General features: G+C 69.7%; 24 protein-coding genes. 15 read left to right on the top strand and 9 right to left on the bottom strand.

What is annotated here, in order from left to right; genetic code table 11:
• Positions 1-73 precede the first annotated feature (73 nt).
• Entirely contained in the window at positions 74-850 is a 777-nt protein-coding gene (locus tag L324_RS00120) for a cyclase family protein (protein ID WP_037303126.1), read from the top strand.
• On the top strand, positions 847-2,457 hold the full coding sequence (locus tag L324_RS00115) for a thiamine pyrophosphate-binding protein (RefSeq protein WP_037303125.1): 1,611 nt from the start codon (positions 847-849) through the stop codon (positions 2,455-2,457). The genes L324_RS00120 and L324_RS00115 overlap by 4 nt, the downstream gene beginning before the upstream one ends.
• Before the next feature lie 58 nt (positions 2,458-2,515).
• On the opposite strand, the gene L324_RS00110 is transcribed toward L324_RS00115, so the two are convergent.
• Genes L324_RS00110 through L324_RS00100 form a run of 3 tightly spaced genes read right to left on the bottom strand, consistent with a single transcriptional unit; the run spans position 2,516 to position 6,494 of the window.
• Positions 2,516-3,778 carry an SAM-dependent methyltransferase gene (locus L324_RS00110; RefSeq protein WP_037303124.1) on the bottom strand — a complete coding sequence of 421 codons (1,263 nt, stop codon included), beginning with the start codon at positions 3,776-3,778 and terminating at the stop codon, positions 2,516-2,518.
• Positions 3,779-3,805: 27 nt separating this feature from the next.
• Positions 3,806-5,191 carry an FAD-binding oxidoreductase gene (locus L324_RS00105; protein WP_037303122.1) on the bottom strand — a complete coding sequence of 462 codons (1,386 nt, stop codon included), beginning with the start codon at positions 5,189-5,191 and terminating at the stop codon, positions 3,806-3,808.
• Positions 5,192-5,249: 58 nt separating this feature from the next.
• The gene (locus L324_RS00100; protein WP_051173530.1) at positions 5,250-6,494 is read right to left on the bottom strand and encodes an SGNH/GDSL hydrolase family protein; all 1,245 of its coding nucleotides are present in this window, start codon (positions 6,492-6,494) and stop codon (positions 5,250-5,252) included.
• Positions 6,495-6,607: 113 nt separating this feature from the next.
• Here L324_RS00100 and L324_RS00095 point away from each other — a divergent pair, with 113 nt between their 5' ends.
• The 4 genes from L324_RS00095 (at position 6,608) to L324_RS00080 (ending at position 11,935) form a co-directional block, all read left to right on the top strand.
• Positions 6,608-6,979, top strand: a complete 372-nt coding sequence (locus tag L324_RS00095; protein ID WP_037303120.1) for an MmcQ/YjbR family DNA-binding protein — start codon at positions 6,608-6,610, stop codon at positions 6,977-6,979.
• A 206-nt stretch (positions 6,980-7,185) separates the two neighbouring features.
• Positions 7,186-8,352 (top strand): sensor histidine kinase, encoded by a 1,167-nt coding sequence (locus tag L324_RS00090; RefSeq protein WP_037303119.1) that lies wholly within the window; start codon positions 7,186-7,188, stop codon positions 8,350-8,352.
• Positions 8,349-9,011, top strand: coding sequence for a response regulator (locus tag L324_RS00085; RefSeq protein ID WP_037303118.1), 663 nt, complete (start codon positions 8,349-8,351; stop codon positions 9,009-9,011). The genes L324_RS00090 and L324_RS00085 overlap by 4 nt, the downstream gene beginning before the upstream one ends.
• 23 nt (positions 9,012-9,034) lie before the next feature.
• Positions 9,035-11,935 carry an AfsR/SARP family transcriptional regulator gene (locus L324_RS00080; protein ID WP_235783365.1) on the top strand — a complete coding sequence of 967 codons (2,901 nt, stop codon included), beginning with the start codon at positions 9,035-9,037 and terminating at the stop codon, positions 11,933-11,935.
• Here the strand turns inward: L324_RS00080 and L324_RS00075 are convergent.
• Both L324_RS00075 and L324_RS40775 read right to left on the bottom strand, forming a co-directional pair.
• A complete protein-coding gene (locus tag L324_RS00075; RefSeq protein WP_037303116.1) occupies positions 11,907-12,347 on the bottom strand; it encodes a hypothetical protein in 441 nt (146 codons plus the stop codon). The two genes, L324_RS00080 and L324_RS00075, sit on opposite strands and share 29 nt — an antisense overlap.
• Before the next feature lie 105 nt (positions 12,348-12,452).
• Complete coding sequence (locus L324_RS40775; RefSeq protein ID WP_051173529.1) at positions 12,453-13,193, bottom strand: carbonic anhydrase family protein; 741 nt, start codon at positions 13,191-13,193, stop codon at positions 12,453-12,455.
• A 241-nt stretch (positions 13,194-13,434) separates the two neighbouring features.
• On the opposite strand from L324_RS40775, the gene L324_RS40770 reads away from it, so the two are divergent.
• The gene (locus L324_RS40770; RefSeq protein ID WP_051173528.1) at positions 13,435-13,938 is read left to right on the top strand and encodes a hypothetical protein; all 504 of its coding nucleotides are present in this window, start codon (positions 13,435-13,437) and stop codon (positions 13,936-13,938) included.
• A 215-nt stretch (positions 13,939-14,153) separates the two neighbouring features.
• Positions 14,154-14,615 (top strand): ATP-binding protein, encoded by a 462-nt coding sequence (locus tag L324_RS00060; RefSeq protein ID WP_037303115.1) that lies wholly within the window; start codon positions 14,154-14,156, stop codon positions 14,613-14,615.
• A 7-nt stretch (positions 14,616-14,622) separates the two neighbouring features.
• On the opposite strand, the gene L324_RS00055 is transcribed toward L324_RS00060, so the two are convergent.
• The gene (locus L324_RS00055) at positions 14,623-15,987 is read right to left on the bottom strand and encodes an MFS transporter (RefSeq protein ID WP_037303114.1); all 1,365 of its coding nucleotides are present in this window, start codon (positions 15,985-15,987) and stop codon (positions 14,623-14,625) included.
• Positions 15,988-16,075: 88 nt separating this feature from the next.
• Complete coding sequence (locus L324_RS00050; protein WP_037303113.1) at positions 16,076-16,678, bottom strand: TetR/AcrR family transcriptional regulator; 603 nt, start codon at positions 16,676-16,678, stop codon at positions 16,076-16,078.
• A gap of 85 nt (positions 16,679-16,763) precedes the next feature.
• On the opposite strand from L324_RS00050, the gene L324_RS00045 reads away from it, so the two are divergent.
• A complete protein-coding gene (locus L324_RS00045; RefSeq protein ID WP_037303112.1) occupies positions 16,764-17,813 on the top strand; it encodes an NAD(P)-dependent alcohol dehydrogenase in 1,050 nt (349 codons plus the stop codon).
• Between the two features lie 45 nt (positions 17,814-17,858).
• Here L324_RS00045 and L324_RS00040 read toward each other — a convergent pair whose 3' ends face one another.
• Positions 17,859-18,770 (bottom strand): CPBP family intramembrane glutamic endopeptidase, encoded by a 912-nt coding sequence (locus tag L324_RS00040; RefSeq protein WP_037303111.1) that lies wholly within the window; start codon positions 18,768-18,770, stop codon positions 17,859-17,861.
• A 139-nt stretch (positions 18,771-18,909) separates the two neighbouring features.
• Here L324_RS00040 and tdh point away from each other — a divergent pair, with 139 nt between their 5' ends.
• From tdh to L324_RS00020, 4 genes are read left to right on the top strand one after another with little or no spacing between them, the layout of a single operon-like run.
• Complete coding sequence (tdh, locus tag L324_RS00035; RefSeq protein ID WP_037303110.1) at positions 18,910-19,941, top strand: L-threonine 3-dehydrogenase; 1,032 nt, start codon at positions 18,910-18,912, stop codon at positions 19,939-19,941.
• Positions 19,941-21,122, top strand: a complete 1,182-nt coding sequence (locus L324_RS00030) for a glycine C-acetyltransferase (protein ID WP_037303109.1) — start codon at positions 19,941-19,943, stop codon at positions 21,120-21,122. Before tdh ends, L324_RS00030 begins: the two co-directional genes overlap by 1 nt.
• On the top strand, positions 21,119-22,033 hold the full coding sequence (locus L324_RS00025) for a LysR family transcriptional regulator (RefSeq protein WP_037303108.1): 915 nt from the start codon (positions 21,119-21,121) through the stop codon (positions 22,031-22,033). Before L324_RS00030 ends, L324_RS00025 begins: the two co-directional genes overlap by 4 nt.
• 39 nt (positions 22,034-22,072) lie before the next feature.
• Positions 22,073-23,080: a TerC/Alx family metal homeostasis membrane protein gene (locus L324_RS00020; protein WP_037303107.1), complete on the top strand. Its 1,008-nt coding sequence runs from the start codon at positions 22,073-22,075 to the stop codon at positions 23,078-23,080.
• On the opposite strand, the gene L324_RS00015 is transcribed toward L324_RS00020, so the two are convergent.
• On the bottom strand, positions 23,077-23,640 hold the full coding sequence (locus L324_RS00015) for a TetR/AcrR family transcriptional regulator (RefSeq protein ID WP_037303106.1): 564 nt from the start codon (positions 23,638-23,640) through the stop codon (positions 23,077-23,079). The two genes, L324_RS00020 and L324_RS00015, sit on opposite strands and share 4 nt — an antisense overlap.
• 81 nt (positions 23,641-23,721) lie before the next feature.
• On the opposite strand from L324_RS00015, the gene L324_RS00010 reads away from it, so the two are divergent.
• Both L324_RS00010 and L324_RS00005 read left to right on the top strand, forming a co-directional pair.
• Complete coding sequence (locus L324_RS00010) at positions 23,722-24,804, top strand: FAD-dependent oxidoreductase (RefSeq protein WP_037303105.1); 1,083 nt, start codon at positions 23,722-23,724, stop codon at positions 24,802-24,804.
• A gap of 42 nt (positions 24,805-24,846) precedes the next feature.
• Positions 24,847-26,100, top strand: a complete 1,254-nt coding sequence (locus L324_RS00005; RefSeq protein WP_438938432.1) for an HNH endonuclease signature motif containing protein — start codon at positions 24,847-24,849, stop codon at positions 26,098-26,100.
• Positions 26,101-26,367: the final 267 nt, after the last annotated feature.

Genomic DNA, 26,367 nt, shown 5'->3' with positions numbered 1-26,367 from the left:
CCGATCCGGGCCAAGTCAACCAGTACCCGCCTAAGGTGATCGCTGACGCCGCAGTCACTCCCGGGAGGCACGCATGTCGTTGTTGGCCCAGCTGAACGCCGCGATCACCACGGGCACGATCGAGGTCGTCGACCTCACCGCGCCGTTGAGCGAGAACACGCCGATCCTCCAGTTGCCGGAGCCGTTCGCGAACACGATCCCGTTCGGCCTGGAGGAGATCAGCCGGTACGACGAACGCGGACCGCGCTGGTACTGGAACAACATCCACACCGGCGAGCACACCGGCACCCATCTCGACGTCCCCGTGCACTGGGTCTCGGGAAAGGACGGCCACGACGTCTCCCAGGTGCCGCTGCGCACGCTGGTCGCCCCGGCCGTGGTGCTCGACGCCTCGGCTCGCGCGGCCGAAGACCCGGATCACCTGCTGTCCGTCGACGACATCCGTGAGTGGGAGCGCGAGCACGGGCCGCTTCCCGACGGCGGCTGGCTGCTCTATCGCACGGGCTGGGACGCCCGTTCGCACGACCAGGAGGCCTTCCTCAACAACGACGAGAACGGCCCGCATTCCCCGGGCGTCTCGGCGGAATGTGCCCGCTGGCTCGCCGACGAGGCGCCGATCACCGGTTTCGGTGTGGAGACCGTCGGCACGGACGCGGGACAGGCGCCGGCCCTCGAACCGGCCTTCCCCTGCCACGAACTCCTTCTGGGCGCGGGAAAGCACGGCCTGACCCAGTTGCGGAACCTGGCGAGCCTGCCGCCCACCGGATTCCTGTTGATCGTCAGCCCGCTCCCGATCGTCGGCGGCTCCGGCAGCCCGGCCCGCGTCTACGCGCTGGTGGAGCGGGCATGAAGACCGCGGAGCTGGTCGGCCGCACCCTCGCGGAACTCGGGGTGGGAGCGGCGTTCGGGGTCGTGGGCAGCGGCAACTTCGAGGCCACCAACGGTCTGCGGGCGGGCGGGGTGCGGTTCGTCGCCGCTCGTCACGAGGGCGGCGCGGCGAGCATGGCCGACGCGTACGCGCGGATGAGCGGCCGCGTGTCGGTGCTGAGTCTCCACCAGGGCGGTGGGCTGACCAACGCCATCACCGGGATCACCGAGGCCGCCAAGAGCCGGACACCGATGATCGTGCTGACCGGTGACACCGCGGCGTCGGCGGTCCTGTCGAACTTCCGGATCGACCAGGACGCGCTCGGCGCGGCGGTCGGCGCCGTCCCGGAACGCGTCCACAGCGGGCCCACCGCGGTCGCCGACACCGTCCGCGCCTTCCGCACGGCCCTGCAGCAACGCCGGACCGTCCTGCTCAACCTCCCGCTCGACGTCCAGGCCCAGGAGGCGCCGGAAGCGGTCTCGGTGCCGGAAATCCCCGGCCCCGCACGGATCCGGCCCACCGCCGGGGCGGTCGCGAAACTCGCCGACCTCCTCGCCGGGGCACGGCGGCCGGTGTTCGTCGCCGGCCGGGGCGCCCGGGCGAGTGCCGCGCCGCTGCGGGAACTCGCGGAGACCTCCGGTGCGCTGCTGGCGACTTCGGCGGTGGCACACGGCCTCTTCCACGGTGATCCCCGCTCGATCGGGATCTCGGGCGGCTTTTCGTCCCCGGCGGCGGCCGACCTCATCGGAGCCGCCGACCTCGTGATCGGCTGGGGCTGCGCCCTGAACATGTGGACCACCCGGCACGGCAGGCTCCTCGGCCCGGACGCCCGGCTGGTCCAGGTCGACGTGGAGCAGTCCGCGCTGGGCGCGCACCGCCTGATCGACCTCGGCGTCGTCGGCGACGTCACCAGCACCGCCGAAGACGTCCACGCCGAACTGCGCAGGCGTGGCCACCGCATGAGCCGCGAAGCACCGGCGAGCACGAGATGGAACGACGTCCCGTATAACGACCTATCCGGCGACGGCCGGATCGACCCGCGCACGCTCAGCCGCCGTCTCGACGAGATCCTGCCCGCCGAACGCGTGGTCTCGGTCGATTCCGGCAACTTCATGGGCTACCCGAGCGCGTACCTGTCCGTTCCCGACGAGAACGGCTTTTGCTTCACCCAGGCTTTCCAGTGTGTCGGTCTCGGCCTGGGGACGGCGATCGGCACGGCCGTGGCCAGGCCGGACAGGCTACCGGTGCTCGCCGTCGGCGACGGCGGGTTCCATATGTCCCTTTCCGAACTGGAAACCGCTGTCCGGCTGCGGATCCCGCTCTTGGTCATCGTCTACAACGACGCGGCCTACGGCGCCGAGATCCACCATTTCGGCGACGCGGACATGACCACCGTCCGGTTCCCCGACACCGACATCGCGGCGATCGGCCGGGGCTTCGGCTGCGGCGGCGTCACCGTGCGGTCGGCCGAGGACCTCTCCGCCGTCACGGACTGGCTCGGCGGCCCGCGGGCAGCGCCGCTCGTCATCGACGCCAAGATCGCCGACGACGGCGGCTCGTGGTGGCTCGCCGAAGCCTTCCGCCACTAGCCTCGTGAGTGGTAATGACGGTTCTAACCGCCATTACCACTCACGAGGGCCCCTGCGCCTAGACGCCCCAATCCGGCCGCAGCGGCATGCCCGAGTCGCCGTCCGGGCCGACCTTCACCCCGAGTACCTGGTGCAGTTCGATCTCCCGCCGCTCGAAGGCGAGGCGGCACGCGGCCATGTACAGCGCCCAGACCCGGCTCCGGCCGGCGCCAGCTTCGGCGACGGCCGCGTCCCAGTTCTCGTCGAGGTTGGCGCACCAGGCGCCGAGGGTGGTGGCGTAGTGCTCGCGGAGGTTCTCCGAGTGCCGCACCTCCAGCCCGCTGTCGTGCATCGCCGTGGCGATCTCCCCGACGGACTCCAGTTCGCCGTCGGGGAAGACGTACCGGTCGATGAAGCCGCGCGAGCGGTGCGGGACGGTGGTGTCCGGGTTGGTGATGCAGTGGTTCAGCAGCCGGCCGCGGGGCTTCAGTTTCCCGGCGAGGAAACGGAAGTACGACGGCAGGTTCCGCGCGCCGATATGCTCGGTGAGCCCGATCGACGACACCGCGTCGAAACCCGTTTCGGTGACGTCGCGGTAGTCGAGGTGCCGGACCTCGGCCCGGTCCGCGAGTCCCTTGGTCACGATGTCCTTCTGTGCCCACTGCGCCTGTTCGCGGGAAAGGGTGACGCCCAGCGCCTCGACGCCGTAATGCTCGACAGCGTGCTCGACCATCCCGCCCCAGCCGCAGCCGACGTCCAGCAACCGCATCCCCGGTTTGAGGTCGAGTTTCCGGCACACCAGGTCGAATTTGTGCGCCTGCGCCTCTTCCAGCGAGGCGTCGGCGGACGGATACGCGGCGCAGGTGTAGGCCATCGACGGGCCGAGAACCAGTTCGTAGAACCGGTTCGAGACGTCGTAGTGGTTCGAGATCGCGTTGCTGTCCCGTGCCTTGGAATGCCGCAGCCCGTCGAAGACGCGCTTGGCGCGGCTCGGCAGCTCTTCGGCGGGCGGGGCGACCCGGCGCAGGTGCCTGGGGCCGAGTTCGCGCAGCAGCCACAACCGGTCCGCGGTGCTGAGCTGGTCGACCTGCGCCACGAGCGCGCGCAGCGCCGTGTAGAGGTCACCGTCCACATCCAGTGCGCCGGCCACGTAGGCGCGCGCGAGACCGAGGTCTCCCGGCGACGACATCAGATACGTCAACGCCAGGGGCGACCGCACCTGGATCGACACCGGCGCGTCGGCCGGGCCGCTCGTGCTGCCGTCGTAGGCGGTGATGGACACTTCGGTGCTCGGGCCGAGCAACCGCTCGAAGATCTTCCCGACGGTCGTCGTCTCAGCCATGTTCGTCTCTCTTCTTCCCGTTCCGGGTCACCGCCGCCGCACGCATTTCGCGTACAGGTCGAGCAGGCGGCCGTCCGGGTCGTAGGCCGTTTTCAGTTTCCGGTAGGCGTCGCCGTTGTACAGCCGCCAGAACTCGTCTTCGGTATAGAAACTGTCGGAGTACAGCGACTTCCGCCCGCCGAGCCGGGTGACTTCGGCCTCGATCAGCCGATTGTGCGTATCGGGCTCCTCGCCGGGGTCCAGCGGGACCGCGGACCAGAACCCGAAGTTGACGTACAGCGTCTCGGGGTCCAATTCGTACAGTGGGGAGTTCACGCCGCCCGGCCGCTGCTTCAGCGGGCAGATCCACACCGGGCTGATCGGGATCTCGCGGCGGAAGAAGTCCAGGAACTCCGCGGCCCGCGACAGCGGCACCTCGATGTCCTGGACGATGGTCTCCTCCGGCGGGAGACCGCGCAGCTTGAGGATCTTCGCGGCGATCCCGAACCGGCGGTCGAGCGCCACCGCCTTCCAGTAGACCGACGACCGCAGCAGCCGCCTGCCCAGCAGCAGCCGGGGGAGCCGGTGCTGCACGCCGAACGCCCGTGAGCACCAGAACCAGTCCGTGTCCCAGCGCCACAGGTAATCCCGCACGCTCAGATGGTCGGTCTCCCGTTCGCGGATCGACTTGTAGTAGATGTCGAGCCAGGTGTAGTCGCTGGTCGCGGGAGCGGAGGTGGTGAACGTGCCCAGTGTCAGGTACTGCTCGCCCGGCCCGAAGACCGTCCCGTCCACGAAGTCGGCCGCTCCGGTGCGGCAGGCCTCGCCGAGCGCCGCGAAGTACTCCTCGGTGTCGTCGTACCGGACGTGGTCGAGCCGCACGTACGGTTTGACCGGCTCCAGTTCGATCTTCAGCCGCAGCGCGTACCCGAGCGTCCCGTACGAGTTCGGGAAGCCGTGGAACAGGTCGCTGTGCTCGTTGTCCGCCCGCGCGACGACGATCCGGCCGTCGCCGGTGAGCAATTCCATCTCCAGCACCGATTCGTGCACGAGACCGTTGCGGAACGACGACGACTCGATGCCGAGACCGGTGACCGCGCCGCCGAGCGTGATCGTCTTGAGCTGCGGGACGACCAGCGGCATCAGCCCGTGCGGCAGGGTCGCGTCCACCAGCTGCTCGTAGGTGACCATGCCCTCGACGTCGGCGGTACGGGCCAGCGGATCGACGTCGAGGACGTGGGTGAACCCCGAGACGTCCAGCCCCGGTGTGCTGGTCGCCGCCCGTGCCCGGAACAGGTTCGACGTCCGCTTCGCCAGCCGGATCGTCCCGTGGAGGCCGGCCAGTTGGGCCCGGAGCGCGTCCGCGCGTGCCTCGTGTTCGGCGAACCGGACCAGCCGGGCCGTCGCTCGGGGTCCGCCGTCGCCGCTAGCCATCTTTGATCGCCATCAGCTCATCGTGCCCGACGGAACCGCCTCGCGCAGCCCTCAATCTCTACCTCAGCCGGGACAGGGGGACGGCGTCCGCCATGGCCGTGAATCCCTTGTCACCGGGGTGGAGGTGATCACCGGAGTCGTACTCGGGCTTCATGCGCTGCGGATCGGCGGGATCGCGGATCACCGCGTCGAAATCGACGAACCCGTCGAACAGCCTGCTGGTCCGGACGAACCGGTTGACCGCCTGCCGGGTCTCCTCGAGTTCCGGGGTGTACGAACGCCAGCCCTTCCACGGCGTGATCGTCGCGCCGAGCACCCGCAGGCCGCGGTCGTGGGCCCGGGTGGCGATCTGCTTCAGCGCCGAGATGATCTTGGCCGGATCGGCCTGATGCGGCGTCTGCTGGATGTCGTTGATGCCTTCGAACACGATCGCCGTCCGCGCGCCGGACTGGCTCAGCACGTCCCGGTCGAGCCGGGCGAGCGCGTTGACGCCGTAGTTACCACCGTCGAGCAGCAGCCGGTTCCCGCTGATCCCGGCGTTGAGCACACCCATGCGCGCGCTGATCCTGTCGGCGAGCTGGTCGGGCCAGCGCAGATTCGCGCCCCAGGTCGAGTTCGCCCCGTCGGTGATCGAATCGCCGATCGCCACGACGCTGCCCCGCAGGCCGGGGCCCCGGACGTCCACTCCGGATACGTAATGCCAGACCGCGGTCCGTTCCGGGAACGCCGCCGCCGATTCGTCGGCGGCCTTGTCGCCGTCGCGGGTGAAGTACGAGTTCTGCGTGGCCAGCGGGTGGTAGGTGACCGGGCCGGACGGCGTCGGCGTGTACGTGGTCACCAGGAGATCGCCGTCCCTCGGCACGTTCAGCGCCGCGCCGTCGCTGACGATGTCTGCTCCCGGCGGCACGGTGACCTCGCCGTCGCCGCCGAAGGTCAGCGTGCGCATCGTGCCGGGGAGGGCCTGCGGGGTGTCCGGGCCCGCGGCGACCGCGACGGTCACCCGGCCGAACACCACCGGCGCCCGGCCGAACGCGTTGGACAACCGCACGCGGACCTCGTGCCCGCCCGCGCTGGTGTGGACGATGTTGCGGATCGAGAAGTTCGGGTAGCCGTTGTCGGTCCCGGCCACCCCGGCCGCGGGCGACGCCGCCCAGGTGCCCACCCATCCGCTCGTGGCCGCGCTCTCCACCTGGCCCGCCGGAGCCGCCGCGGCTGCTCCCGGTACGACGCCCAGCAGCAGGATCGCCGCCACCAGTAAGCGCTTCCCTGAATGTTCGCTTCGAAAGACGCGGTTCGGTCGCATGTCGTCACGCCTCCACCCAGTCGGCTTCGCCCATCGTCGGTGAATCACCGACCGCCGGTCAATGCGCGGCGCGGGACAGGTTTCTGTCGGTGGGGGCGGTTAGCCTGAACGCCATGAAGCCTGCCGCTCTCGCGAAGCTCTGCCTCGCCCTCCCCGGCGCTCGGGAAGAGTTCCCGTTCGGGGAGGACACCAGCGTGTTCAAGGTCGCGGGCAAGGTGTTCGCGCTCAGCCGGCTCAACGCGGAACCGCTGCGGATCAGCCTCAAATGCGAGCCCGACCTGGCCGTCCGGCTCCGCGCCGAGCATCCGGCGATCATCCCCGGCTACCACCTGAACAAGCGGCACTGGAACACCGTCGAGCTGGACGGTTCGCTGACCGACGACTTCGTCCGCGAAATGATCGAGGACTCCTACGACCTCGTCGTCGCGGGTCTGCCGAAGCGGGAACAGGAGAAGCTGAAGTGGGTCGCGCTGAGCCAAGAGTGACCGAGCCAGCGTGGCCCAGCCAGAGTGACCGAGCCAGAGTGACCGAGCCAAAAGCGCCCCAGCCAAAAGCGCCCCAGCCAGAGTGACCAGCCCGCGTTTCATCCGGATTTCATCGGCCCGTGCTCGCGCGGCCTCCTACCGTGGGCGGAGACGGGTGCCGACCGCCGCACGATGACGCGCCTCCCGCCACTTCCTAGGCTGAGGCGGTGCTGGAGATCTTGCGGGACCGGTTGCGGGCACGGGTGCAGGTGAGCCTCGCCCGTGCCGGACTGACCCTGCCCTGGTGGGTGCCGGTGAGCTCCACCCTGGTGAGCGCGGTGTTCGCGGTGGTCGCCCTGGTCCAGCGAGACGCCTTGTTGCCGCCGACCCCGGTGGCACTGGCCGGGCTGGTCGTGATCGCCAGGCCGCTGATCTGGGCCACCACCGACTGGGTCGTGCCGTGGGTGCGGATGGCCGCGCTGATCGTCGCGGCCGCGGTCCTGCTCATCGAGCCGGTGCTCCCGGACTTCGCGCCGTTGCTGCTGCTGATGGCGGCCACCGAGGCGGGCAGCATCCTGCGGACGCCGCTGGGGATCGCCCTCGTGACCGGCACGGGTGAGCTGGTCCTGGTCGTGGCGGGGATCTGGGGAGGGCTGGTCGGCGGGCCCGTGTACATGGTCGCGGTCCTGCTCGGCCTCTGCGGTGGGCTCGTGGTCCGCTGGTACACCCGGGCGCTGGACGCCGAACGCGGCGCACGCGACGTCTCCCGCGACAAGGCCTTGCTCGCCGAGCGGCAGCGGATCGCGCGGGAGGTGCACGACGTCGTCGGGCATTCGCTCAGCATCACGCTGCTGCACCTGACCGGGGCGCGGCGCGCGCTGCAGCAGGATCGCGACGTCGACGAGGCGATCGAAGCGCTGACCGAAGCCGAGCAGGTGGGCCGCGCCGCGATGGCCGACATCCGCCGCACGGTCGGCCTGCTCGCCGACACACCGTCGGGCAGCTCCCCGCTACCGGGGGTGGAGGACATCGCGACGCTGGTGGAACGCACCAGGGCCGCCGGGCTGGCGGTGCGCTATACACAGGAAGGCGACCTCGATCGGGTAGGCGCCTCGGAAGGATTGGGTCTCTACCGGATCGTGCAGGAATCATTGGTCAACGTCGTCAAGCACGCCCCCGGGGCCACGGCGGAGGTCCGGCTGACCGCCGGCCGGTCGGAAGTGCGGCTCACCGTCAGCAACCCCCTGCCCGCGACCGTCCGGCGTACCTCCGAGGACGGCTCGGGGCTGGCGGGGATGGCCGTCCGCGCGGCCCAGCTCGGCGCCGACCTCAGCGCGGGGCCCAGCGGCAGGCAGTGGATCGTCCAGGTCACCGTGCCGGGGGCCAAGTCGTGACCGCCGCCGAGATCCAGGTGCTGCTGGTCGACGACCAGGAGCTGGTCCGGTCCGGGCTGCGGCGCATCCTGCGGCGTCGCGACGGGTTCGTCATCGCGGGGGAATGCGGCGACGGCTCCGAAGTGCCCGCCGCGCTGGCCGCGCACGAGGTCGACGTCATCGTGATGGACCTGCGGATGAAGAACATCGGCGGGGTGGAGGCGACCAGGCGGCTGCGGCGGTCCGGCGGATGCGCGCCGGTGCTCGCGCTGACCACCTTCGACGACGACAGCCTGCTGGCCGACGCGCTGCGGGCGGGCGCCGCGGGCTACGTCCTGAAGGATTCCCCGGCCGAAGACCTGATCCGCGCCGTGCGCGCGGTCGCCGCGGGCGACGCCTGGCTCGACCCCGGGGTCACCGGCCGCGTGCTCGCGGCCTACCGGCAGGCCGCCGGGAGCGGCAGCGGCGGGCTCTCGCCCGAACTGCTGACACCGAGGGAACAAGACGTGCTCCGGGCCATCGGCCGGGGGCTGACCAACGCGGAGATCGCCGCGGCGCTGGTGATTTCGGAGGTGACCGTGAAAAGCCACATCGGCCGGATCTTCACGAAGCTCCAGTTGCGCGACCGGGCGGCGGCGATCGTCTACGCGTTCGATCACGGGATCGTGGTACCGGGCTAGCCATGGGAAACGAAGGGGGGATCATGAAGGGGGACGGGGTGACCGCGGATTCGCGGCTCCGCTTCGAGGTGCTCGGCCCGTTGCGGGCCTGGCAGGGGGAGACGAGGCTGGATCTCGGCCCGCTCCGGCAGCAGGCCGTGCTGGCCGCGCTGCTGCTGCGCCCGGATGTGACCGTCAGCCATTACGAACTCACCGACGGGCTCTGGGAACGGCCACCGGAGTCGAACGTGCTGTCGGTGTACGTCCGGCGGCTGCGGCAGTGCCTGGACACCTCCGGGCAGCGGCCGCGGGATTCGGTGATCGTGTCCGACCGCGGTGGCTACCGGTTCGCCGGCGGCGGGGTGTGGCTGGACGTCGTGCGGCTGGAGGAGATCGCCGTCGTCGCGGCCGCCGCCGAGGAGGCGGGCGACCTCATCGCCGCGGTGGACGCCTTCGCCGACGCGCTCCGGCTGTTCCACGGCGAGCCGTTGACGGGGCTGCCCGGCGCGTTCGTGCAGGGCGAGCGGCGGCGTCTGGAGGAGCGCAAACTCCTGCTACTGCGCCGGAAACTGGGCGTACAGCTGAAACTCGGCCGGTTCGACGAGGTGATCGGTGAGCTGTCGGCGCTCGTGTCCGCCGACCCGCCGAGCGAGCCACTGGCCGCGCTGCTGATGCGCGCCCTCTATGGCGGCGGGCGTCAGGCGGAGGCGCTGGAGGTGTTCACCGACGTCCGGGACAGGCTGATCGACCAGCTCGGCGTCGAACCGGGCGAGGAACTGCGGAAGGTGCAGGAAGCGGTGCTGCGCGGCGACGAAACGCTGCTCGGCGTCGCCCCGCGCCGGGAGACGCCGCGCCGGATCCGCAACGAACTCCCCGCCGCCAACGGCGAACTCGTCGGACGGGACCGGGAACTCGCGCTGCTCGTCGGGGAAGGCGATCCGGGGACGGTCTCGGTCGACGCCGTCGACGGTGTCCCCGGCGCGGGCAAGACCACGCTCGCGGTATGCGCGGCGCACCGGCTGCGCGAGTCCTATCCGGACGGTGCGCTGTTCGTGGACCTGCACGGCTACACCGAAGGCCGGGAGCCGGTGACGCCGGAACGCGCCCTGCGGCGGCTGTTGCGCGCGGTCGGCGTCGAGGACGGCGCCATGCCGGACGATCTCGACGAGCTGGCCGCCTCGTGGCGGGCGGCGACCGCGCAGTTGCGGTTGCTGCTGGTACTCGACAACGCCGAGTCCGCCGGGCAGGTGCGGCCCCTGCTCCCCGGCGGGCCGGGCAGCCGCGTGCTGGTGACGAGCAGACGGCGACTGTCCGGTTTGGACGCCGACCGCCGGATCTCCCTTGGCGCGCTGGGACTCGACGCCGCGGAACGGCTGCTGGGCAGGATCGTGGGGACCCCGAGGGCGGAGGGCGAACGGTTCGCCGTGCGCGCGCTCGCCGGGCTGTGCGGGCGGCTGCCGCTCGCGCTGCGGATCGCGGGTGCCCGGCTGCAGAACCGTCCGATGTGGACGTTCAAGGATCTGGTGGACCGGATGTCGGACGACGAGCGGAGGCTCGGCGAGCTGACCGCCGAGGACCGCAGTGTCGAGGTCGCGCTGCGCCTTTCCTACGAGCAGCTGCGGCCCGCCGAGCAGCGGGCGTTCAGCGCGATCGGCCTGTCGCCGACGCCCGAGTTCGACCGGCTTTCGGTGGCCGCCCTGCTGGACTGTTCGGCCGCCGAGGCCGAGCGTCATCTGGAAAGCCTTGTCGACGCGAGTCTCGTGCAGGAACCGGCCAGTGGCCGTTACCGGCTGCACGATCTGGTGGCCGTCTACGCCCGGCGCCTCGCCGACGGCCTGCCCGGCGACGTCGTCGATGCCGCGCGGAAGCGGGTCTACGGCCTGTACCTCGGCGCCGCTCGCCGGGCGAGTGAATGGGGGGTCGCGCGGTTCCCGGTGGAATCGGGCGGACCGTTCACCGGGCAGCGTGACGCTTCCGCCTGGCTGGACGCCGTCGGCGACCTGCCCGAAGTGGTCACCCAAGCGGCGGAGGCCGGGCTGGAGGGCCTGGCGTGCTCGATCGCCGAAGGGCTGGTCGACTACCTCGCGCGTCAGCAGCGGTACCACGAATCCCGGACCGCGCTGCAGATCGCGCTGCCCTTGGCCGAACAGGCCGAAGACGGGCGACTGGTCTCGTCACTGCGGTTCTGTCTCGGCTACGCCTACGGCATGCAGGGCCAGCTGGAGCGGGCTCGCGCCTGGTTCGACGACGCGCTGCGGGCGGGCCGGGACTCCGGCGACCGCGGGGCCGAAGCACGGGCGCTGGGCGGGCTCACCATGGTGGACCTGATCGCCGGGCGGCACGACCTCGCGCTCTCCGGGATGCGGGAGGTGATGACCATGGCCGACGAGGTCGGGGACGGCTGGCTCGCCGAACGGGCGCTGTCCGCGCTCGGGTTTCTCGCCTACCTGCGGGGAGAGCACGAAGAAGCGCTGGTCCACCTGGGCCGGGCCCGCGAGCTGAGCGAGGAGATCGGCAGTCCGGGGATGCTGGCGCGGGTGCTGTGCCACAGCGGCACCGTCCGCCTCGAACTCGGCAAGTTCGCGGAGGCCGCGCTGGATCTCCGGCGTTCCGTCCAGATCGCGGAGGAGACGACCGACGGACTGCTCATCGCCTCCGGTCTGGCCCGGCTGGGCGCGGCGGAGCTGGAACTCGGGAACCTCGATGAGGCGTTCGAACTCCAGCGGCGGGCGCTGACCGCGGTCACCGAGGAGACCGTCGTCGGGATGGAGTCCGAGATCCGCAACCGGCTCGGCCGCACCCATCTCGCCGCGGGCGACCCGGTCGCGGCCAGGGAGCATTTCGAATGGGTGCTCACCTCCCTCGGACCCGACGGCGATTCCCTCCAGCGCGCCCTCGCGCTGGAAGGCCTGGACCTCACCAGACGGTCGGCGCACCTGCGTTGACGATCGTGAAGCGGTGTCCCTCCATGTCCTTCCGCCAGCGCGCGAAGGAGGCGTCACCGGCGTCGGTCACATGTACCCCGGAGCGGACTTCGTGGACGACGCAGGCCAGGTCCGCGCCGTCGCACAGCACCAGTTCCCGCGGTGCCCCGCGTTTCCGGAGGACGGACGAGCACAGGGCGCCGCGCCTGCTGACGACGCCGTCGTCGAGACAGCGACGAAGGTCGTCGACGGCATGGGCGGCGGTCTCGAACAGCGTCCACCGGTACCTAGGCGACGGGCGGCCGGCGGCCCACGGGGTGAAGAACGCCGCCCAGCTCCAGCCCGGTCCGATGACCCCCTCCCGTTCCCCGGGACTCGGCCGGTCGTCCCGGGGCAGCACCATGGTGTAAGGGGTCCGGCTCGCCGGGCTCATGCACGTCTCCTCGTGGACCTCCGGTCCGCCGGTGCGGATCCGTGCCCGGAACCGTAGAGCGGAGCCATGAAATCCCGATGAAACGCCGGCGCTCCTACGGTTCTGTCAGATCTGCGGCACCGCGGTGATACGCCGTCCGTTCAGCGGCTGGGGCGAGCGGGCGTTGCCGTCACCGAACAGGCCCTGGAACCGCGCGATCGTCGCCGGGGACACGGTCCGTTCGGCCATCAGGAACCATTGCACGCCTTCGGTGAACGGGGCCGTGGTCAGCGAGCCGTTGTACCGGAGCGTGCCGCGGTCGCGGGGCAGGAGCGTGTTCAGGTCGAAGTCCGCCAGCGCCACCGTCCCGCCGCATTCCGGCGCGAGCTCCGCCAGGACACGATCCACCGGCGACGCGGCGCCCGCGCGCAGGGGCACGCCGATCACCAGCAGTTTCCCGGCGGCGCTGCGGTGCACGAAATGCATTTCCAGCGGATCGGCACGGCCGGCGAAGCGGTGTTCGGACGGGGTGTGGAAATGGAACTGTTCGAGTTCGTAGCGGACCCCGGCGAGCGTGACGTGCCCGGTGCCGGGCCGTACTACGGCCTCTTCGGTTTCTTCGTGATTTCTCGTACCGCACCCGTTGGAGTCCGCCGTGTCCTTCCGGATGTATTCGAGATCCAGATCGGAATGGCCGTAGGAGACCTCCAGCCTCGGCAGAGTGGGATCGAACCGGATCGCGCCGGGGGAGATGTCGACCGGGCTCTGCGACGGCTGCCGCGACTGGGCGGTGGTGCCGCCCGCTGTGAGCAGGAAACCGGCGAGGGTAAGGGGAACGACGAATGCGGCAAGGCGACTGCGCGTCACGCTCTGAACCTTTCAAGGACCCGGATGAACTGTGATCATCCGGACAAGTCGGCCTCACCCAATGGGGGTGCGGCGCGAGAAGAACACATCTTTTGCCTCTGCCGGGAAACGCGCAAGTCCCCTGAGCAGGGCAATTTCCGGCACATTTCCCTCGTTCCGTACGAAACGGAGTGTGATTCGTGCCGTGTTTCCGCGAAAGGCTTACGGTGCGCATCCGGGGCGACACCCGTAGTATCCGGCCGTGGTGATCTTGTCTGTCCTCGTCAGTCTGGTGGCGCTCTTTCCCGCCGTGGACCCCGTCTCGCGAACCGGCGCCTGTGAAGGGCCGGAAGGGGTCACGGTCGCCGTCGATCTTCAGGGAGTGGGCCGGTCCGAGGTTCTCGTGCGCTGTGTGTCCGGCGCACCCGGCGACGCGCGGACAGCACTCGAGCGCTCCGGGCTGGACGTGTACTTCGGGAGCGGAACGGGACCATACGGGGATTCCCGCTACGTCTGCCGGGTCGAAGGCCTGCCGGCCGGTGACGCCTGTGCCGGCCATCGGGACGGCGCGCCGTTCTGGAAGGTGTGGCGGACCGGCGTGGATCCCGTCGCCTGGCGGGAATCCGCGACTCAGGACGGACCAGGGGCGGTGCCCGTCTGCGCGGGCGGCCTCGTCGGCTTCGGCCACGGCCCCAAGACCTCGCAGATGACCGTGACTCCCGAACAGGTCGTGACCACGCCCGGCTGGCTCCCGCCCGGTTGCTGAACGGGGCCGGTGGGCTCGTGAGTGGTAATGACGGTTAGAACCGTCATTACCACTCACGAGCGGTGAAGGTGGCCTGCGCGAGTGCCGGCGGGTATCGCGGCCCGCTGACCTGCTGTCATGTCCGCCACGGCGGCCGCCGGTTGATCACCGGGAGTTCTGGGTAACTCGATCGTGCGACTTCAGCAAAGAGGCCGTGCGACGGGAAGGGTGTCTCCATGATCAGCATCGCGGAGCATCCGGTTCCGGGAACCTGGGTGCTGGATCTGCGGGCCACGACGCCGCGGGCGTTGCCGGACATGCGTGCCTGGGTGGTCAGATGCCTTCCCGACCTCGGTGAAGGCCACCTCGACGACGTTCTGCTCGCGGCCACGGAACTTCTCGCCAACGCCTATGTGCACGGGGGTGGCGCGCGCCACATCCAGCTGTGGCGCGGCGTGTCGCCGTGCGCGATCCGCATCGAGGTCGCGGATGTCAGCGTCGAACAGCCTCGGGCGCGCCCCTCGCAGTTCGAGGATCCGCGCGGACGCGGTCTGCTCGTGGTCGACGGCGTGGCGGTCCAATGGGGCGTACGGCGTGAGTCGGTGCGCGGCGGGAAGCTCGTCTGGGCGCATATCCGCTGCGACGGCGGCTGTCCGGAAGCGCTTCCACGCGTGCGCGGGAAGAACTCCCGGAGCTGACCACGATTCAGCCGGTGCGGCGCGCGGTGTACAGGCCCGCCGCGGAGATCGCGGCGAAACCGAACAGCAGCAGGCGCGCCGACGTGACCACCGACGGTCCGCCGAGGTTGACCAGGAGTCCGGCGATCGTCGCGCCGAACGCCGTCGACATCGTCAGCACCGTGGCGATCGCACCGGCGGCCTTCCCGGCCTCGTCGTCCGGAGCGGAGGTCATCGCCGCCACGGACAGATGCGGCATCGCGATGCCGATGCCCGAGCCGCCGACCAAGAGCACCGGCAACCACGCGAGGACGAGGGGCAGGGGCGGCTGCCCGGTCTGCATCAGACCCAAGAGCGCGAAGGCGGCGGCCAGGCAGGCCGGTCCGGCGAGCAGGAGCCGCCGGACCGTAGTCGCCCGGTGGGCCGACGCGCTGACGAGCTGACTCGCCGACCAGCCCAAGGAAAGCGCGGCGGCGAAGAAGCCGGCCGCCGCAGGCGGGAGTCCGCCCAGCTGCTGGCCGAACAGCGGCAGGAAGGTCTCCACGGCGACGCCCGACGCCAGGACCATGATGCTCAGGTAGATCCAGCGCAGCTTGGAACCGGCCCGGTACACCGATCGGGGCAGCACACTCGACGTGCCCCGGTTCTCCGCCACCAGGAACGCGGCCACGAGTGCGAGACCCAGTGCGAGAAGGGCCGCCATCGCGACCCCGTTGGTGAGAATCCCGGCCACCCCCACCGCGCCGGCCGCCGCGACGACCAAGGCCAGTGACGCGACCGGAACCGGCGCACCCTGAGCCGTGCGCTCACCGCGAGACAGCGCACGCCGCACGAAGACCGCGAGTACGACCGCCGCTCCGGCCAGTACCGCGAAAGCCATCCGCCACGATCCGAACTGTGCCGAGAACCCGCCGAGCGCCGGGCCCGCGAAGTTGCCGACGCCGAACATGGCGGAGATCAACGCACTGCCACGGCTCCAAAGCCGCCTCGGCAACGCCGAATGGATCAGGGCGAAACCCAGTCCTGTCAGCAGCCCGGCGCCGAACCCCTGTACGCCGCGGCCCAGCAGGAGTATCGGCATCGAAGGGCTGACAGCACACAGCACCGAGCCCACGGCGAAGACGCCGAAGCCGATCAAGTAGGAGCCCGCACCCCCGTACCGCGAAAGGGAGCGGCCGACGAGCATCGTCGCGACGACCTGGGAGATCAGGAACGCCGTCATGGTCCAGGCGTACAACGGCCGCCCGCCGATCTCCTGGACCGCTGTCGGCAGCAGGCTCGCCGCCACGTAGATGGTGATCGCGCCGATGAGCACGCCACCCGCCAAGACCACCGCGGTGCTCATATGGTGCTTCAGTTCCCGCCATGATCCGACGTCTTGCCCGATGCTCACGCGCTTCTCCTCGCTGTCGAGTGGATTGCGCTTGCATCATGTCGGCGTGGGAGGCCTCGGTAATCGGACAAAATGGACGTGAAACACGTCACATTTTCGTGCGTCCCCGGATGGCGGCGCGGGCGGCCTCCACCGACTTCCGGACGACGACTTCCGTGGAATAGCCCTGTTTCGTGAAGACGCCGTCGAGGTGGAACGTGCCGTACCCGTGCGCCTGGGTGAACAGCTGCTCCATCAGTTCGAGCCCGTCCTGCGGCCGGTCGGTGACGGTGAGGCAGAGCATGAGGAACTGGTCGGTCAGGCGGCGGGTCTGCTCGTGCAGGGCCGCGTGCTCCGGTCCTTGAAGGCCGTCGGCGTAGATGATGTTCATCCCGGCGCGGCGCTCGATCAGGTACGCGGTGTAGGCGCCCGCGGCCGCGGCGAGCGCGGCGACGGGATCGGATTCGGCCTCGATGGCGTCGTGCACCCGGTCGGCCAGCTGGCAGGCCACCGTGGCGGCGATGGCGGCCATCAGGCTTTCCTTGTCCGCGAAGTGCCGGTACGGCGCGCCCGGGCTCACCTTCGCGCGGCGGGCGACCTCGGCGACCGAAAAGCCCGCGAGCCCCTGCTCGGCGATCAGGTCGAGCGAGACCCGCACGAGTTCCGCGCGGAGGTCGCCGTGGTGGTACTTGCCGCCCATGTCGTGGATCACACCCCAGGTCGTGGAATATGTAAGAGCCCTCTTACGTCGTTGTAAGTGACCTCTTACATGGTCTCACTGTTTCTCGGAGGGTTTCATGAGCACGACCACGCACGCCATCGCCGCGCCGTCCCCGGGCGCCCCGCTGTCGCCGACCACGATCGAACGTCGCGACCTGCGCCCGGACGACGTGCTGATCGACATCGCGTACGCGGGTATCTGCCACAGCGACATCCACCAGGTCAAGGAGGACTGGGGGACCGCGATCTTCCCGATGGTGCCGGGGCACGAGATCGCCGGCGTCGTCGCCGCGGTCGGGTCCGCGGTGACGAAGTACCAGGTCGGGGACCGCGTCGGGGTCGGCTGCATGGTCGACTCCTGTGGTGAATGCGAGTACTGCGTCGCGGGTACCGAGCAGTTCTGCGTCAAGGGCAACGTCCAGACCTACAACGCCGTCGGCTTCGACGGCGAGAACACCTACGGCGGTTACAGCCGCCAGGTCGTGGTGAAGGACGCGTTCGTCTGCCGGATCCCGGAGGGCATCGGCCTCGACGTCGCCGCGCCGCTGCTGTGCGCGGGCATCACCACCTATTCCCCGCTGAACCGGTGGGGCGCCGGTCCCGGCAAGAAGGTCGCCGTGGTCGGCCTCGGCGGGCTCGGCCACCTCGCGGTCAAGATCGCGGTCGCCATGGGCGCCGAGGTCACCGTGCTCAGCCAGAGCCTGAAGAAGCAGGAAGACGGTCTCAAGCTGGGCGCGAAGGACTACTTCGCGACCGGTGACCCGTCGACGTTCCAGACCCTGCGTGGCCGCTTCGACCTGATCCTCAACACCGTTTCGGCGACCTTGCCGGTCGACTCCTACCTCGGCATGCTGCGGGTCGGCGGCGCGATGGTGAACGTCGGCGCGCCCGGCGAACCGCTGTCCTACAACGCTTTCTCGCTGCTCGGCGGGAACAGGGTGCTGGCCGGGTCGATGATCGGCGGTATCGCCGAGACCCAGGAGATGCTCGACTTCTGCGCCGAGCACGGGATCGGCGCGGAGATCGAGACGATCTCGGCCGACCAGGTGAACGTGGCCTACGAGCGGGTCGAGAACAGCGACGTCCGCTACCGGTTCGTCATCGACACGGCGACCATCGGCGCGTGACCCCGTTGCGGCGGCCGGTCTTCCCTGGGGAGACCGGCCGCCGTTTCACATCAGCAGCAGCGGCAGGGTGTTGACCGCGGTATGCGCGGCGACCTGTGCCCACAGGTTGCGGTAGCGGGACCAGAGGTAGCCGGCGAACAGGCCGAAGAACCCTTGGAAGGCCACGATCGTGCCCAGGGTCAGTGGAAGTCCGGCCCAGGGTGAGGCACCCTGGCCGTGGGTCGGCAGATGCAGCCAGGCGAACAGCAGCGACGCCAGCAGGATTCCGGGCCATCGGCCGAAAAGCGCCTCCAGCCGGGTCTGCAGCATGCCGCGGAAGAAGACCTCCTCGAGCACGTTCGCGGTGAAGAAGGTCAGCGTCGCGCCCACCGCGAGGTACACCGGGTCGGGATAGTCCTCGCTGGTGGGAAGCGGCGGGGCGAGCGGGCCCAGCACGTACAGCCAGCCGAACACGAGTACCGCCGGAATCGGTGCCAGCCAACGCCAGGTCTCCCGTGGCCACCAGCCCGGCCGCAGCCGGAAAGGATCGGCTCCGCCCGCGGGCCGCAGGGCGCGCAGGAGAATCAGCGGCAGGACCAGGAACACGATCGGCTTGGCGAGCGCCCAGACATCGCGGACCGCCGCCTGCTGCCCCGTGGCCGCCACCAGGAACAACGCGAGAGGCCACAGGAAAGCGACGAGCGCCAAGGCGGCCGCCTGTCTGCCCAGTACCCGCCGATCGGGCGCTTCGGGAAGCGTTCCGGGTACGCGGAGCGGGATCACGCGGATCAGCAGGAGCCCCGCCAGCGCGGGAAGGAAAGCGCCCACCAGGGAAAGTTCCGTGTCCGAGTCCGCGGACGGCTTGCCCGAGGCATGTCCGGTCGCCAGCAGCAGGGCGGGGGCGACGACGAACACCGCCAGCCCGCCGATGAGGACCCTTCGGTCGGCACCCGGCCGGGTGCGGGTTTTTTCCGTCACGGGGAAAAGGATCTTCGAAGGGGGCGCGTATCCGCGTCATCACTTCGTAGGACCAAGGGGTCCTTGTGAAGCCACGCTAACGAGGGATTTCAGAAACTCGCGATGGACCGCACAGCACGCACAGGTCAGACTTCGCGCCATGAAGGCATTGGTCAAAGCCGACCGAGCACCCGGGCTGGAACTCACCGACGTGCCGGACCCCGCCGTCGGCCCGGGGGAAGTCGCCGTCCGCGTACTGCGCGCCGGGATCTGCGGCACCGATCTGCACATCGACTCGTGGGACGACTGGGCGGCGCGCACCATCGCCGCGCCGCTGGTCATCGGGCACGAGTTCGTCGGCGAGGTGGTCGAGATCGGCCGGTCGGTGACGACGGTCAAGGTGGGTGACCTGGTCAGCGGCGAGGGGCATCTGGTCTGCGGAAGCTGCCGCAACTGCAAGGCCGGGCGGCGGCACCTGTGCGCCCGGACCAAGGGGCTCGGCGTGCACACCGACGGTGCCTTCGCGCAGTACGCCGTGCTGCCCGAACAGAACGCCTGGGTACACCGCAACGAGGTCGACCTCGACATCGCCGCGATCTTCGACCCGCTGGGCAACGCCGTGCACACCGCGCTGTCCTTCCCCGTCATCGGCGAGGACGTGCTGGTCACCGGCGCCGGCCCGATCGGCATCATGGCCGCCGCGATCGCGCGCCACGCCGGCGCGCGCAACGTCGTCGTCACCGACGTCAGCGAGCACCGCCTGGAACTGGCCCGCAAGGTCGGCGTCGACCTCGCGCTGGACGTCTCGTCGGCGACCATCGCCGACGCGCAGGAACGGCTCGGCATGGCCGAGGGTTTCGACGTCGGCATGGAGATGAGCGGACGGCCCGAGGCGCTGCGCGACATGATCGCCAACATGTCGCACGGCGGCCGCGTCGCGCTGCTCGGCCTGCCCGCCTCCGACGTCTCGGTGGACATCGCCGCCGTCGTGCTGAAGATGATCCAGATCAAGGGGATCTACGGCCGCGAAATGTTCGAGACCTGGTACTCGATGTCGGTGCTGCTGCAGGCCGGATTGGACATCTCGCCGGTGATCACCCACCGGTTCGGCTACACCGAACACGAGAAGGCGTTCGCGACGGCCAGGGAAGGCCGTTGCGGCAAGGTCATTCTGGATTGGACGGAGAACTGATGTACGGCGCGATGCGCGACGACCTCAAGGCCGGACTCGCCGAGATCCGGGAAGCCGGGCTGTACAAGGGCGAGCGGGTGATCCAGGGGCCGCAACGGGCTTCGGTCCGTGTCGGCGACGGCGATGTCCTCAACTTCTGCGCCAACAACTACCTCGGCCTCGCCGACCACCCCAAGCTGATCAAAGCGGCGCAAGAAGCGCTGGACCGCTGGGGCTTCGGCATGGCGTCGGTGCGGTTCATCTGCGGGACCCAGCAGCCGCACAAGGAACTCGAGGCGAAGCTGTCGGAGTTCCTCGGCACCGAGGACACGATCCTCTACAGCTCCTGTTTCGACGCCAACGCCGGGCTGTTCGAGACGCTGCTGACCGACCAGGACGTCATCATCTCCGACGAGCTGAACCACGCGTCGATCATCGACGGCGTCCGGCTGTGCAAGGCGAAGCGGATGCGCTACCGCAACCGTGACGTCGCCGACCTGGAGCAGCGGCTCAAGGAGGCGTCCGGCGCGCGCTACCGGATGATCGCCACCGACGGGGTGTTCTCGATGGACGGCTACCTCGCGCCGCTCGACGAGATCTGCGCGCTGGCCGAACGTTACGACGCGCTGGTGATGGTGGACGACTCGCACGCCGTCGGCTTCACCGGCCCGACCGGTCGCGGCACGCCCGAGTTGTTCGGGGTGCGGGACAAGGTCGACGTCGTGACCGGCACCCTCGGCAAGGCGCTGGGCGGGGCGAGCGGCGGCTACACCTCGGGTCGCGCGGAGATCGTCGAGATGCTGCGGCAGCGTTCCCGGCCGTACCTGTTCTCGAACTCGCTCGCGCCGTCGATCACCGCCGCCGCGCTCGCCACGCTGGAACTGCTGGACTCCTCGAGCGAGCTGCTGAGCCGCCTGCGTGCCAACACCGCACTGTTCCGGCGCCGGATGACCGAAGCCGGTTTCGACCTGCTTCCCGGTGAGCACCCCATCATCCCGGTGATGATCGGCGACGCCGCGAAGGCCGGCAAGATGGCGGATCTGCTGCTCGACCAGGGCATCTACGTGATCGGTTTCTCGTACCCGGTGGTGCCGCACGGCAAGGCCCGGATCCGGACGCAGATGTCGGCGGCGCATTCGACCGACGACGTCGACCGTGCGGTCGACGCGTTCGTGACGGCAAGGTCCATGATGGACGAATGATCGATCCGCGACGGCTGCGGGTACTGCGCGCCCTCGCCGACCACGGCACCGTGACGGCGGCGGGCCAGGCGCTGCACCTGACGCCGTCCGCGGTCTCCCAGCAGCTGGCCGCCCTCGAAGCCGAGTGCGGCCAGCAGCTGTTGCGGCGGTGGGGCAGGCGGGTTTCGCTGACCCCCGCCGGGGAACTGATGGTGGTGCACGCCAACGCCGTCGCCGCCGAACTGGAACGGGCGCGGGCCACCCTGGCCGCGCTCGACTCCGGGGTACAGGGCCTGGTGCGGCTGGCGAGTTTCGCCTCCGCGATCACGATGGTCGTCGCGCCGGCGATCGCCGCGCTGCGCGCCGGTTCGCCCGGGGTCTCGATGCAGGTGCAGGACGTCGAGGGGCACGCGAGCATCCCGCTGCTGCTCGACGGCGAGGTCGATCTGGCGATCACCGAGGAGTACCGGCTTTCGCCACGGACGGATGAAAGCAGGCTCACCCGGTTCCCGCTGTACGTGGAGCCGTTCGACGTCGTGCTGCCCACCGCACACCGGCTGGCCGGATCGTCCGAAGTGGACATCGACGACCTCGCCGACGACGACTGGATCGCCCCGAAACCCGGTAATCCCTGTCGCGACGTGCTGATGATCGCCTGCGCGACTCCGGAGATCCGGCACGTTTCGGACGATTTCAACGCGATCACCACTCTCGTCGCCGCGGGCGAAGGGGTGGCTTTGGTGCCGCGTAACGCTTTCACCGCCGTGCCCGGGGCGCTCGCCGTCCCGTTGTGCGGTGAGCCGCCGCTGCGCCGCGTGTTCGCCGCTGTCCGGCGGGGGAGCGCGGACCACCCGCTGCTCAAGACCGTGATCTCGGCGCTGCTGGACGCGGCGCCGGGGCATGCGAATGCGGACCGGGGGAGTCGACCTTAGGATCAGGGCACTAGCCGCCGAAAGAAAGACAGGGCGCGGATGCTCCAGATCGATGGCCTCACCTGGACCTTGACGATCGGACTGGTGCTCGCGCTGCTGGCGCTCGACCTCATCCTCGCGGCCGTGCGGCCGCACAAGGTCGGCTTCGGCGAGGCGGTGGCCTGGTCGGTCGGCTACATCCTGGTCGCGGTGGCGTTCGGCGTCTGGCTGACGCTGGCTCACGGCGGCGACTTCGGGCAGCAGTACTTCGCGGGCTACATCGTGGAGAAGAGCCTGTCGGTCGACAATCTCTTCGTCTTCGTGATCATCATGAGCACCTTCGCGGTGCCCGAGGAACACCAGCACAAGGTGCTCACCTTCGGCATCGTCGTCGCGCTGATCATGCGCGCGGTCTTCATCGCGCTCGGCGCCACACTGCTTTCGTTGTTCTCCTTCATGTTCCTGTTGTTCGGGCTGCTGCTGATCTACACCGGGATCCAGCTGTTCCGGCATCGTGACGAGGATCCGGACGTCGAGAACAACGTGGTGGTGCGGACCGCGCGCCGCCTGCTGCCACTGTCCACCGAATACGACGGCGGCAAGCTGATCACCCGGCTCGACGGGAAACGGGTGGGCACGCCGCTGGTGGTGGTGCTGCTCGCGATCGGCGGGATCGACCTGCTGTTCGCGCTGGACTCGATCCCGGCCGTCTTCGGTGTCACCGACGAGCCGTACCTGGTCTTCGCCGCCAACGCCTTCGCCCTGCTGGGCCTGCGCGCGCTGTACTTCCTCGTGAAGGGTCTGCTCGATCGCCTGGTGTACCTGTCGGCCGGGCTCGCGGTGATCCTCGGGTTCATCGGGGTCAAGCTGATCCTGCACTGGGCCCATGTCGACATCGACTCGAGCGTTCCCGAGATCTCGACGCCGGTCAGCCTCGCGGTGATCATCGGCATTCTCATCGTGGTGACGGTCGCGAGTCTGCTGAAGACCCGCAAAGACCCGTCGGCCAAGGCGCATCCGGGCTCACTGCGCGCCACGCCCGCGCGGTCGGAGTCCGAAAAGGACTAACGCCAGCCCCCCTCGAGCAGGTCGAAGATCTTCTCGACGTCCGTGCGCGGATCCGGCCTGCCCCTGGTGAGCGCCGGGATGTCCAGTACGAACCGTGCGAGCGCGCGGCAGGTGATGTCGTCGGCGTCCACCCCGGCGTCCTCGGCGATGGCCGCGCTGAGGGCCGCGGCGTGCCTGGTCCACAGGCGTTCTCCGTACTCCTGGAGCGCGGGGGTTCCGCTCACCAGTGCCGTGAATTCGGGGTACTGGGGGTGTTCCGTGATCGGGAGCCAGGTGGCGAGCACGTACTCGCGCAGGGCCTCGACCACGGTTTGCCCGTCCCGGCGTTGCCGCACAGCGGCGATCAGGTCCGCTTCGCGGTCTTGGGCCTCGTCGAAGACCAGCGCTTCCTTGCCGGAGAAGTGCTTGAACAGCGTCGTTGTCGACACGTCGGCGGCCTCGGCGATGTCCCGGATGCTCACCTGGTCGTAGCCCCGCTCCAGGAACAGGTTCAGTGCGGCGTCCGCCAGCGCCTGGCGGGTGGCCGCCTTCTTGCGTTCACGCCGTCCCGGTGTCTCCATGAGCGCACTCTACCGTATCGGTTGTCGCGGTCACTAAGTTGACTCGTTGCACTTTTTAACTCGTTCTGCTTTTCTGGGGTCATGACTTCGAGAATCAGCATCATCGGTGCGGGGCCCGGCGGCCTGACCTGCGCTCGCATCCTTCAGAAGCACGGCATCCCGGTGACCGTATACGACCGCGACCCGCATCCCCGGGCGCGCGACCAGGGCGGCAGCCTCGACCTGCACGCGGACGACGGGCAGCTGGCCCTGCGCGAAGCGGGCCTGCTCGACGAGTTCTTCGCGCTCGCCCGTCCCGAGGGGCAGGAGATGCGGCGGCTGGATCCGGCGGGACGGCTGCTCGTCCACCACGTCCCGGCCGAAGGCGAGCTCTTCAAACCGGAGATCGACCGGGGCCTGCTGCGGGGAATGCTGCTCGACTCGCTGGAACCGGGCACCGTCGAGTGGGGCCGGACCCTGGAGCGGGTCGAGCCGTCCGGGCGCTTGCGGTTCGTGGACGGAACGACCGTCGAGACGGATCTGGTCATCGGCGCCGACGGCGCGTGGTCACGGGTGCGCCCGGCGGTGTCGCCGGCCGTGCCCGAGTACGCCGGGATCACCTTCCTGGAGGCGTGGTTCGACGACGTCGAGAACGCGCACCCCGAACTGGCCGACCTGGTCGGCCAGGGTGGCGCGATGGCGGCCGACGGCGACCGATGCCTGTTCGCCCAGCGCAACGGCGGCGATCACATCCGGGTCTACATCGTTCAGCGCCTGCCCGTGGACTGGGTCGGCTCCAGTGGCACCCCGGCGATCCGCGCCCGGCTGCTCGACGCGTTCTCGGGCTGGTCGCCGCGGATGACCCGGATGATCACCGAGAACGACGGTCCGTACGTCGATCGCCCGTTGTACGTGTTGCCCGTCCCGCATACGTGGGAGCATTCGCCGCGCGTGACCCTGCTCGGCGATGCCGCGCACCTGATGCCGCCGCTCGGTGTCGGCGTCAACCTGGCCATGCTCGACGCCTGCGAGCTGGCCCTCGCGCTGGCCGGGTCCGCCACGATCGGTGAAGCCGTCGCCGCTTACGAGAGGACCATGCTTCCCCGTTCGGCGGAGTTCGCGCGGCAATTGGAGAACGGTGTCGAAGGCTTGCTCGATTCGCACGACGATTCCCTTGTCGGATAAGGGTTTCCCAAAACTGTCGGTGGCTGGTTGTACGTTCTGTGGGTGGACACCCGCAACGCCACTTTGGCGCTACTCAAGGAAATAACCGAGCCTGGCACTTTGGAGGAGATCAACGATTCGCTGTATTCGTTGGATGACAAGGATTCCCTCGCTGTCGCGGTGGCGGCGTCGGAGGGGATCGCGCGTTTGGAGGCGGTCCGGTTCCGCGCGCTGGCCCGGCTGAGCCGTCACCGCGACGGTGCGGGCGGCGTCGTCCAGGAAGTCGCGTTCGAACTGTCTTTTGTGGACAGTCACGCGGGCGCGATGGTCGCCGCCGCGGAGGCGCTGACGACCCGCTTGCCGCGCACATTGGGATTGATGGACAAGGGTCAGGTGAGCGGTTTCGGGGCGATGAAGGTCGCCTCCGCGACCGCGTGGCTCTCCGACGAAAACGCCCGCGCCGCCGACGCGTTACTGGAAGACCGCTTGCCGCGCAAGAACTCCGAGCAGATCCGGAAGGCGGCCGGGCATGCGGCGATGACCGTGGATCGTGCGGGCGCGGCCAAGCGTGCCGAGCATCATCGCGCGGGCCGCCGGCTGAGTCTGCGGCACGGTGAGACAGGGGTGGCCTCGATCGAGGTCGAGGACGGCCCGGTCGAGAAGGTCGCCGCCGCCTACACCCGGATCGATCGCGAAGCACGGGCACTCAAGACCGGCGGCGAGACCCGCACCCTGGACCAGCTGCGTGCCGACGTCGCGCTCGATCTCCTGTTGGGTGGGCAGGGCGGCACGAGTGAACGGGCGGAGGTGTTCCTCTATATGGATCTGGCCACCTATCTCGGCCTGAATGACGATCCGGCGGAGCTGGCCGGGCACGGTCACATCCCGGCGGAGTTGGGCCGTCACATCGCCTCCGGTCCGAATACCGTGCTGCGCCGGATCATCACCGACCCCCTCTCCGGGCAGGTGCTGGACCTGGGCCGGAACCGCTACCGGCCCACGGCGGGTCTCGGCGAGTTCGTCCGCGTCCGTGACCGCGAGTGCCGAAGACCGGGCTGCCACCGTCCCGCTCAGGCCTGCGACCTGGACCATTCGGTGCCGTGGCAGTTCGGCGGCCACACCGACGCCGCCGACCTGATCGACCTCTGCCGCCGGGACCACCGGCTCAAGGACGAGCCAGGCTGGACCTACCGGCTCGACGGTGATGGCACCCTGACCATCACCACGCCCACCGGGCGGAGCTACGACAGCGCTCCGCCGCCGCTGCACGAACCGCGTCCGGAGGTGTCCTCGGCGGAGGAACCGCCGCCGTTCTGAGGCGTGGCCGGAATCTGGCGACGGGGTGGTTGGTGTTGGAGGTCTGCCGGTGGTGCTGCTGTGTCTGGACGGGAGTTGCCGCCGCTGCATGAGCCTTGCCCAGAAGGCGTGTCGTGTTGATGGGCTGCTGTTGTTCGGAGTCATTGCCGGGATTTGGCGACGATTTGTTGCTGGGGATGGATTCCTTGGGGCATGGCGTGGGGTGGGCAGGTTCGCCGGGTGCTGTGCTGGTCGGGGGAGTTGTCTCGGTTCTGGGCTGTTGCCGAA

Source organism: Amycolatopsis orientalis DSM 40040 = KCTC 9412 (assembly GCF_000478275.1).
GTDB lineage: Bacteria > Actinomycetota > Actinomycetes > Mycobacteriales > Pseudonocardiaceae > Amycolatopsis > Amycolatopsis orientalis.
The sequence above is the reverse complement of the archived record's forward strand: the minus strand, read 5'-3'. Positions and strand labels throughout refer to the sequence as shown.

Coding starts and splice junctions, on each gene's coding strand:
- L324_RS00120 (WP_037303126.1), top strand. CDS start 74: ATGTCGTTGTTGGCCCAGCTGAACGCCGCGATCACCACGGGCACGATC.
- L324_RS00115 (WP_037303125.1), top strand. CDS start 847: ATGAAGACCGCGGAGCTGGTCGGCCGCACCCTCGCGGAACTCGGGGTG.
- L324_RS00110 (WP_037303124.1), bottom strand. CDS start 3,778: ATGGCTGAGACGACGACCGTCGGGAAGATCTTCGAGCGGTTGCTCGGC.
- L324_RS00105 (WP_037303122.1), bottom strand. CDS start 5,191: ATGGCTAGCGGCGACGGCGGACCCCGAGCGACGGCCCGGCTGGTCCGG.
- L324_RS00100 (WP_051173530.1), bottom strand. CDS start 6,494: ATGCGACCGAACCGCGTCTTTCGAAGCGAACATTCAGGGAAGCGCTTA.
- L324_RS00095 (WP_037303120.1), top strand. CDS start 6,608: ATGAAGCCTGCCGCTCTCGCGAAGCTCTGCCTCGCCCTCCCCGGCGCT.
- L324_RS00080 (WP_235783365.1), top strand. CDS start 9,035: ATGAAGGGGGACGGGGTGACCGCGGATTCGCGGCTCCGCTTCGAGGTG.
- L324_RS00075 (WP_037303116.1), bottom strand. CDS start 12,347: ATGAGCCCGGCGAGCCGGACCCCTTACACCATGGTGCTGCCCCGGGAC.
- L324_RS00060 (WP_037303115.1), top strand. CDS start 14,154: ATGATCAGCATCGCGGAGCATCCGGTTCCGGGAACCTGGGTGCTGGAT.
- L324_RS00045 (WP_037303112.1), top strand. CDS start 16,764: ATGAGCACGACCACGCACGCCATCGCCGCGCCGTCCCCGGGCGCCCCG.
- tdh (WP_037303110.1), top strand. CDS start 18,910: ATGAAGGCATTGGTCAAAGCCGACCGAGCACCCGGGCTGGAACTCACC.
- L324_RS00030 (WP_037303109.1), top strand. CDS start 19,941: ATGTACGGCGCGATGCGCGACGACCTCAAGGCCGGACTCGCCGAGATC.
- L324_RS00025 (WP_037303108.1), top strand. CDS start 21,119: ATGATCGATCCGCGACGGCTGCGGGTACTGCGCGCCCTCGCCGACCAC.
- L324_RS00020 (WP_037303107.1), top strand. CDS start 22,073: ATGCTCCAGATCGATGGCCTCACCTGGACCTTGACGATCGGACTGGTG.
- L324_RS00015 (WP_037303106.1), bottom strand. CDS start 23,640: ATGGAGACACCGGGACGGCGTGAACGCAAGAAGGCGGCCACCCGCCAG.
- L324_RS00010 (WP_037303105.1), top strand. CDS start 23,722: ATGACTTCGAGAATCAGCATCATCGGTGCGGGGCCCGGCGGCCTGACC.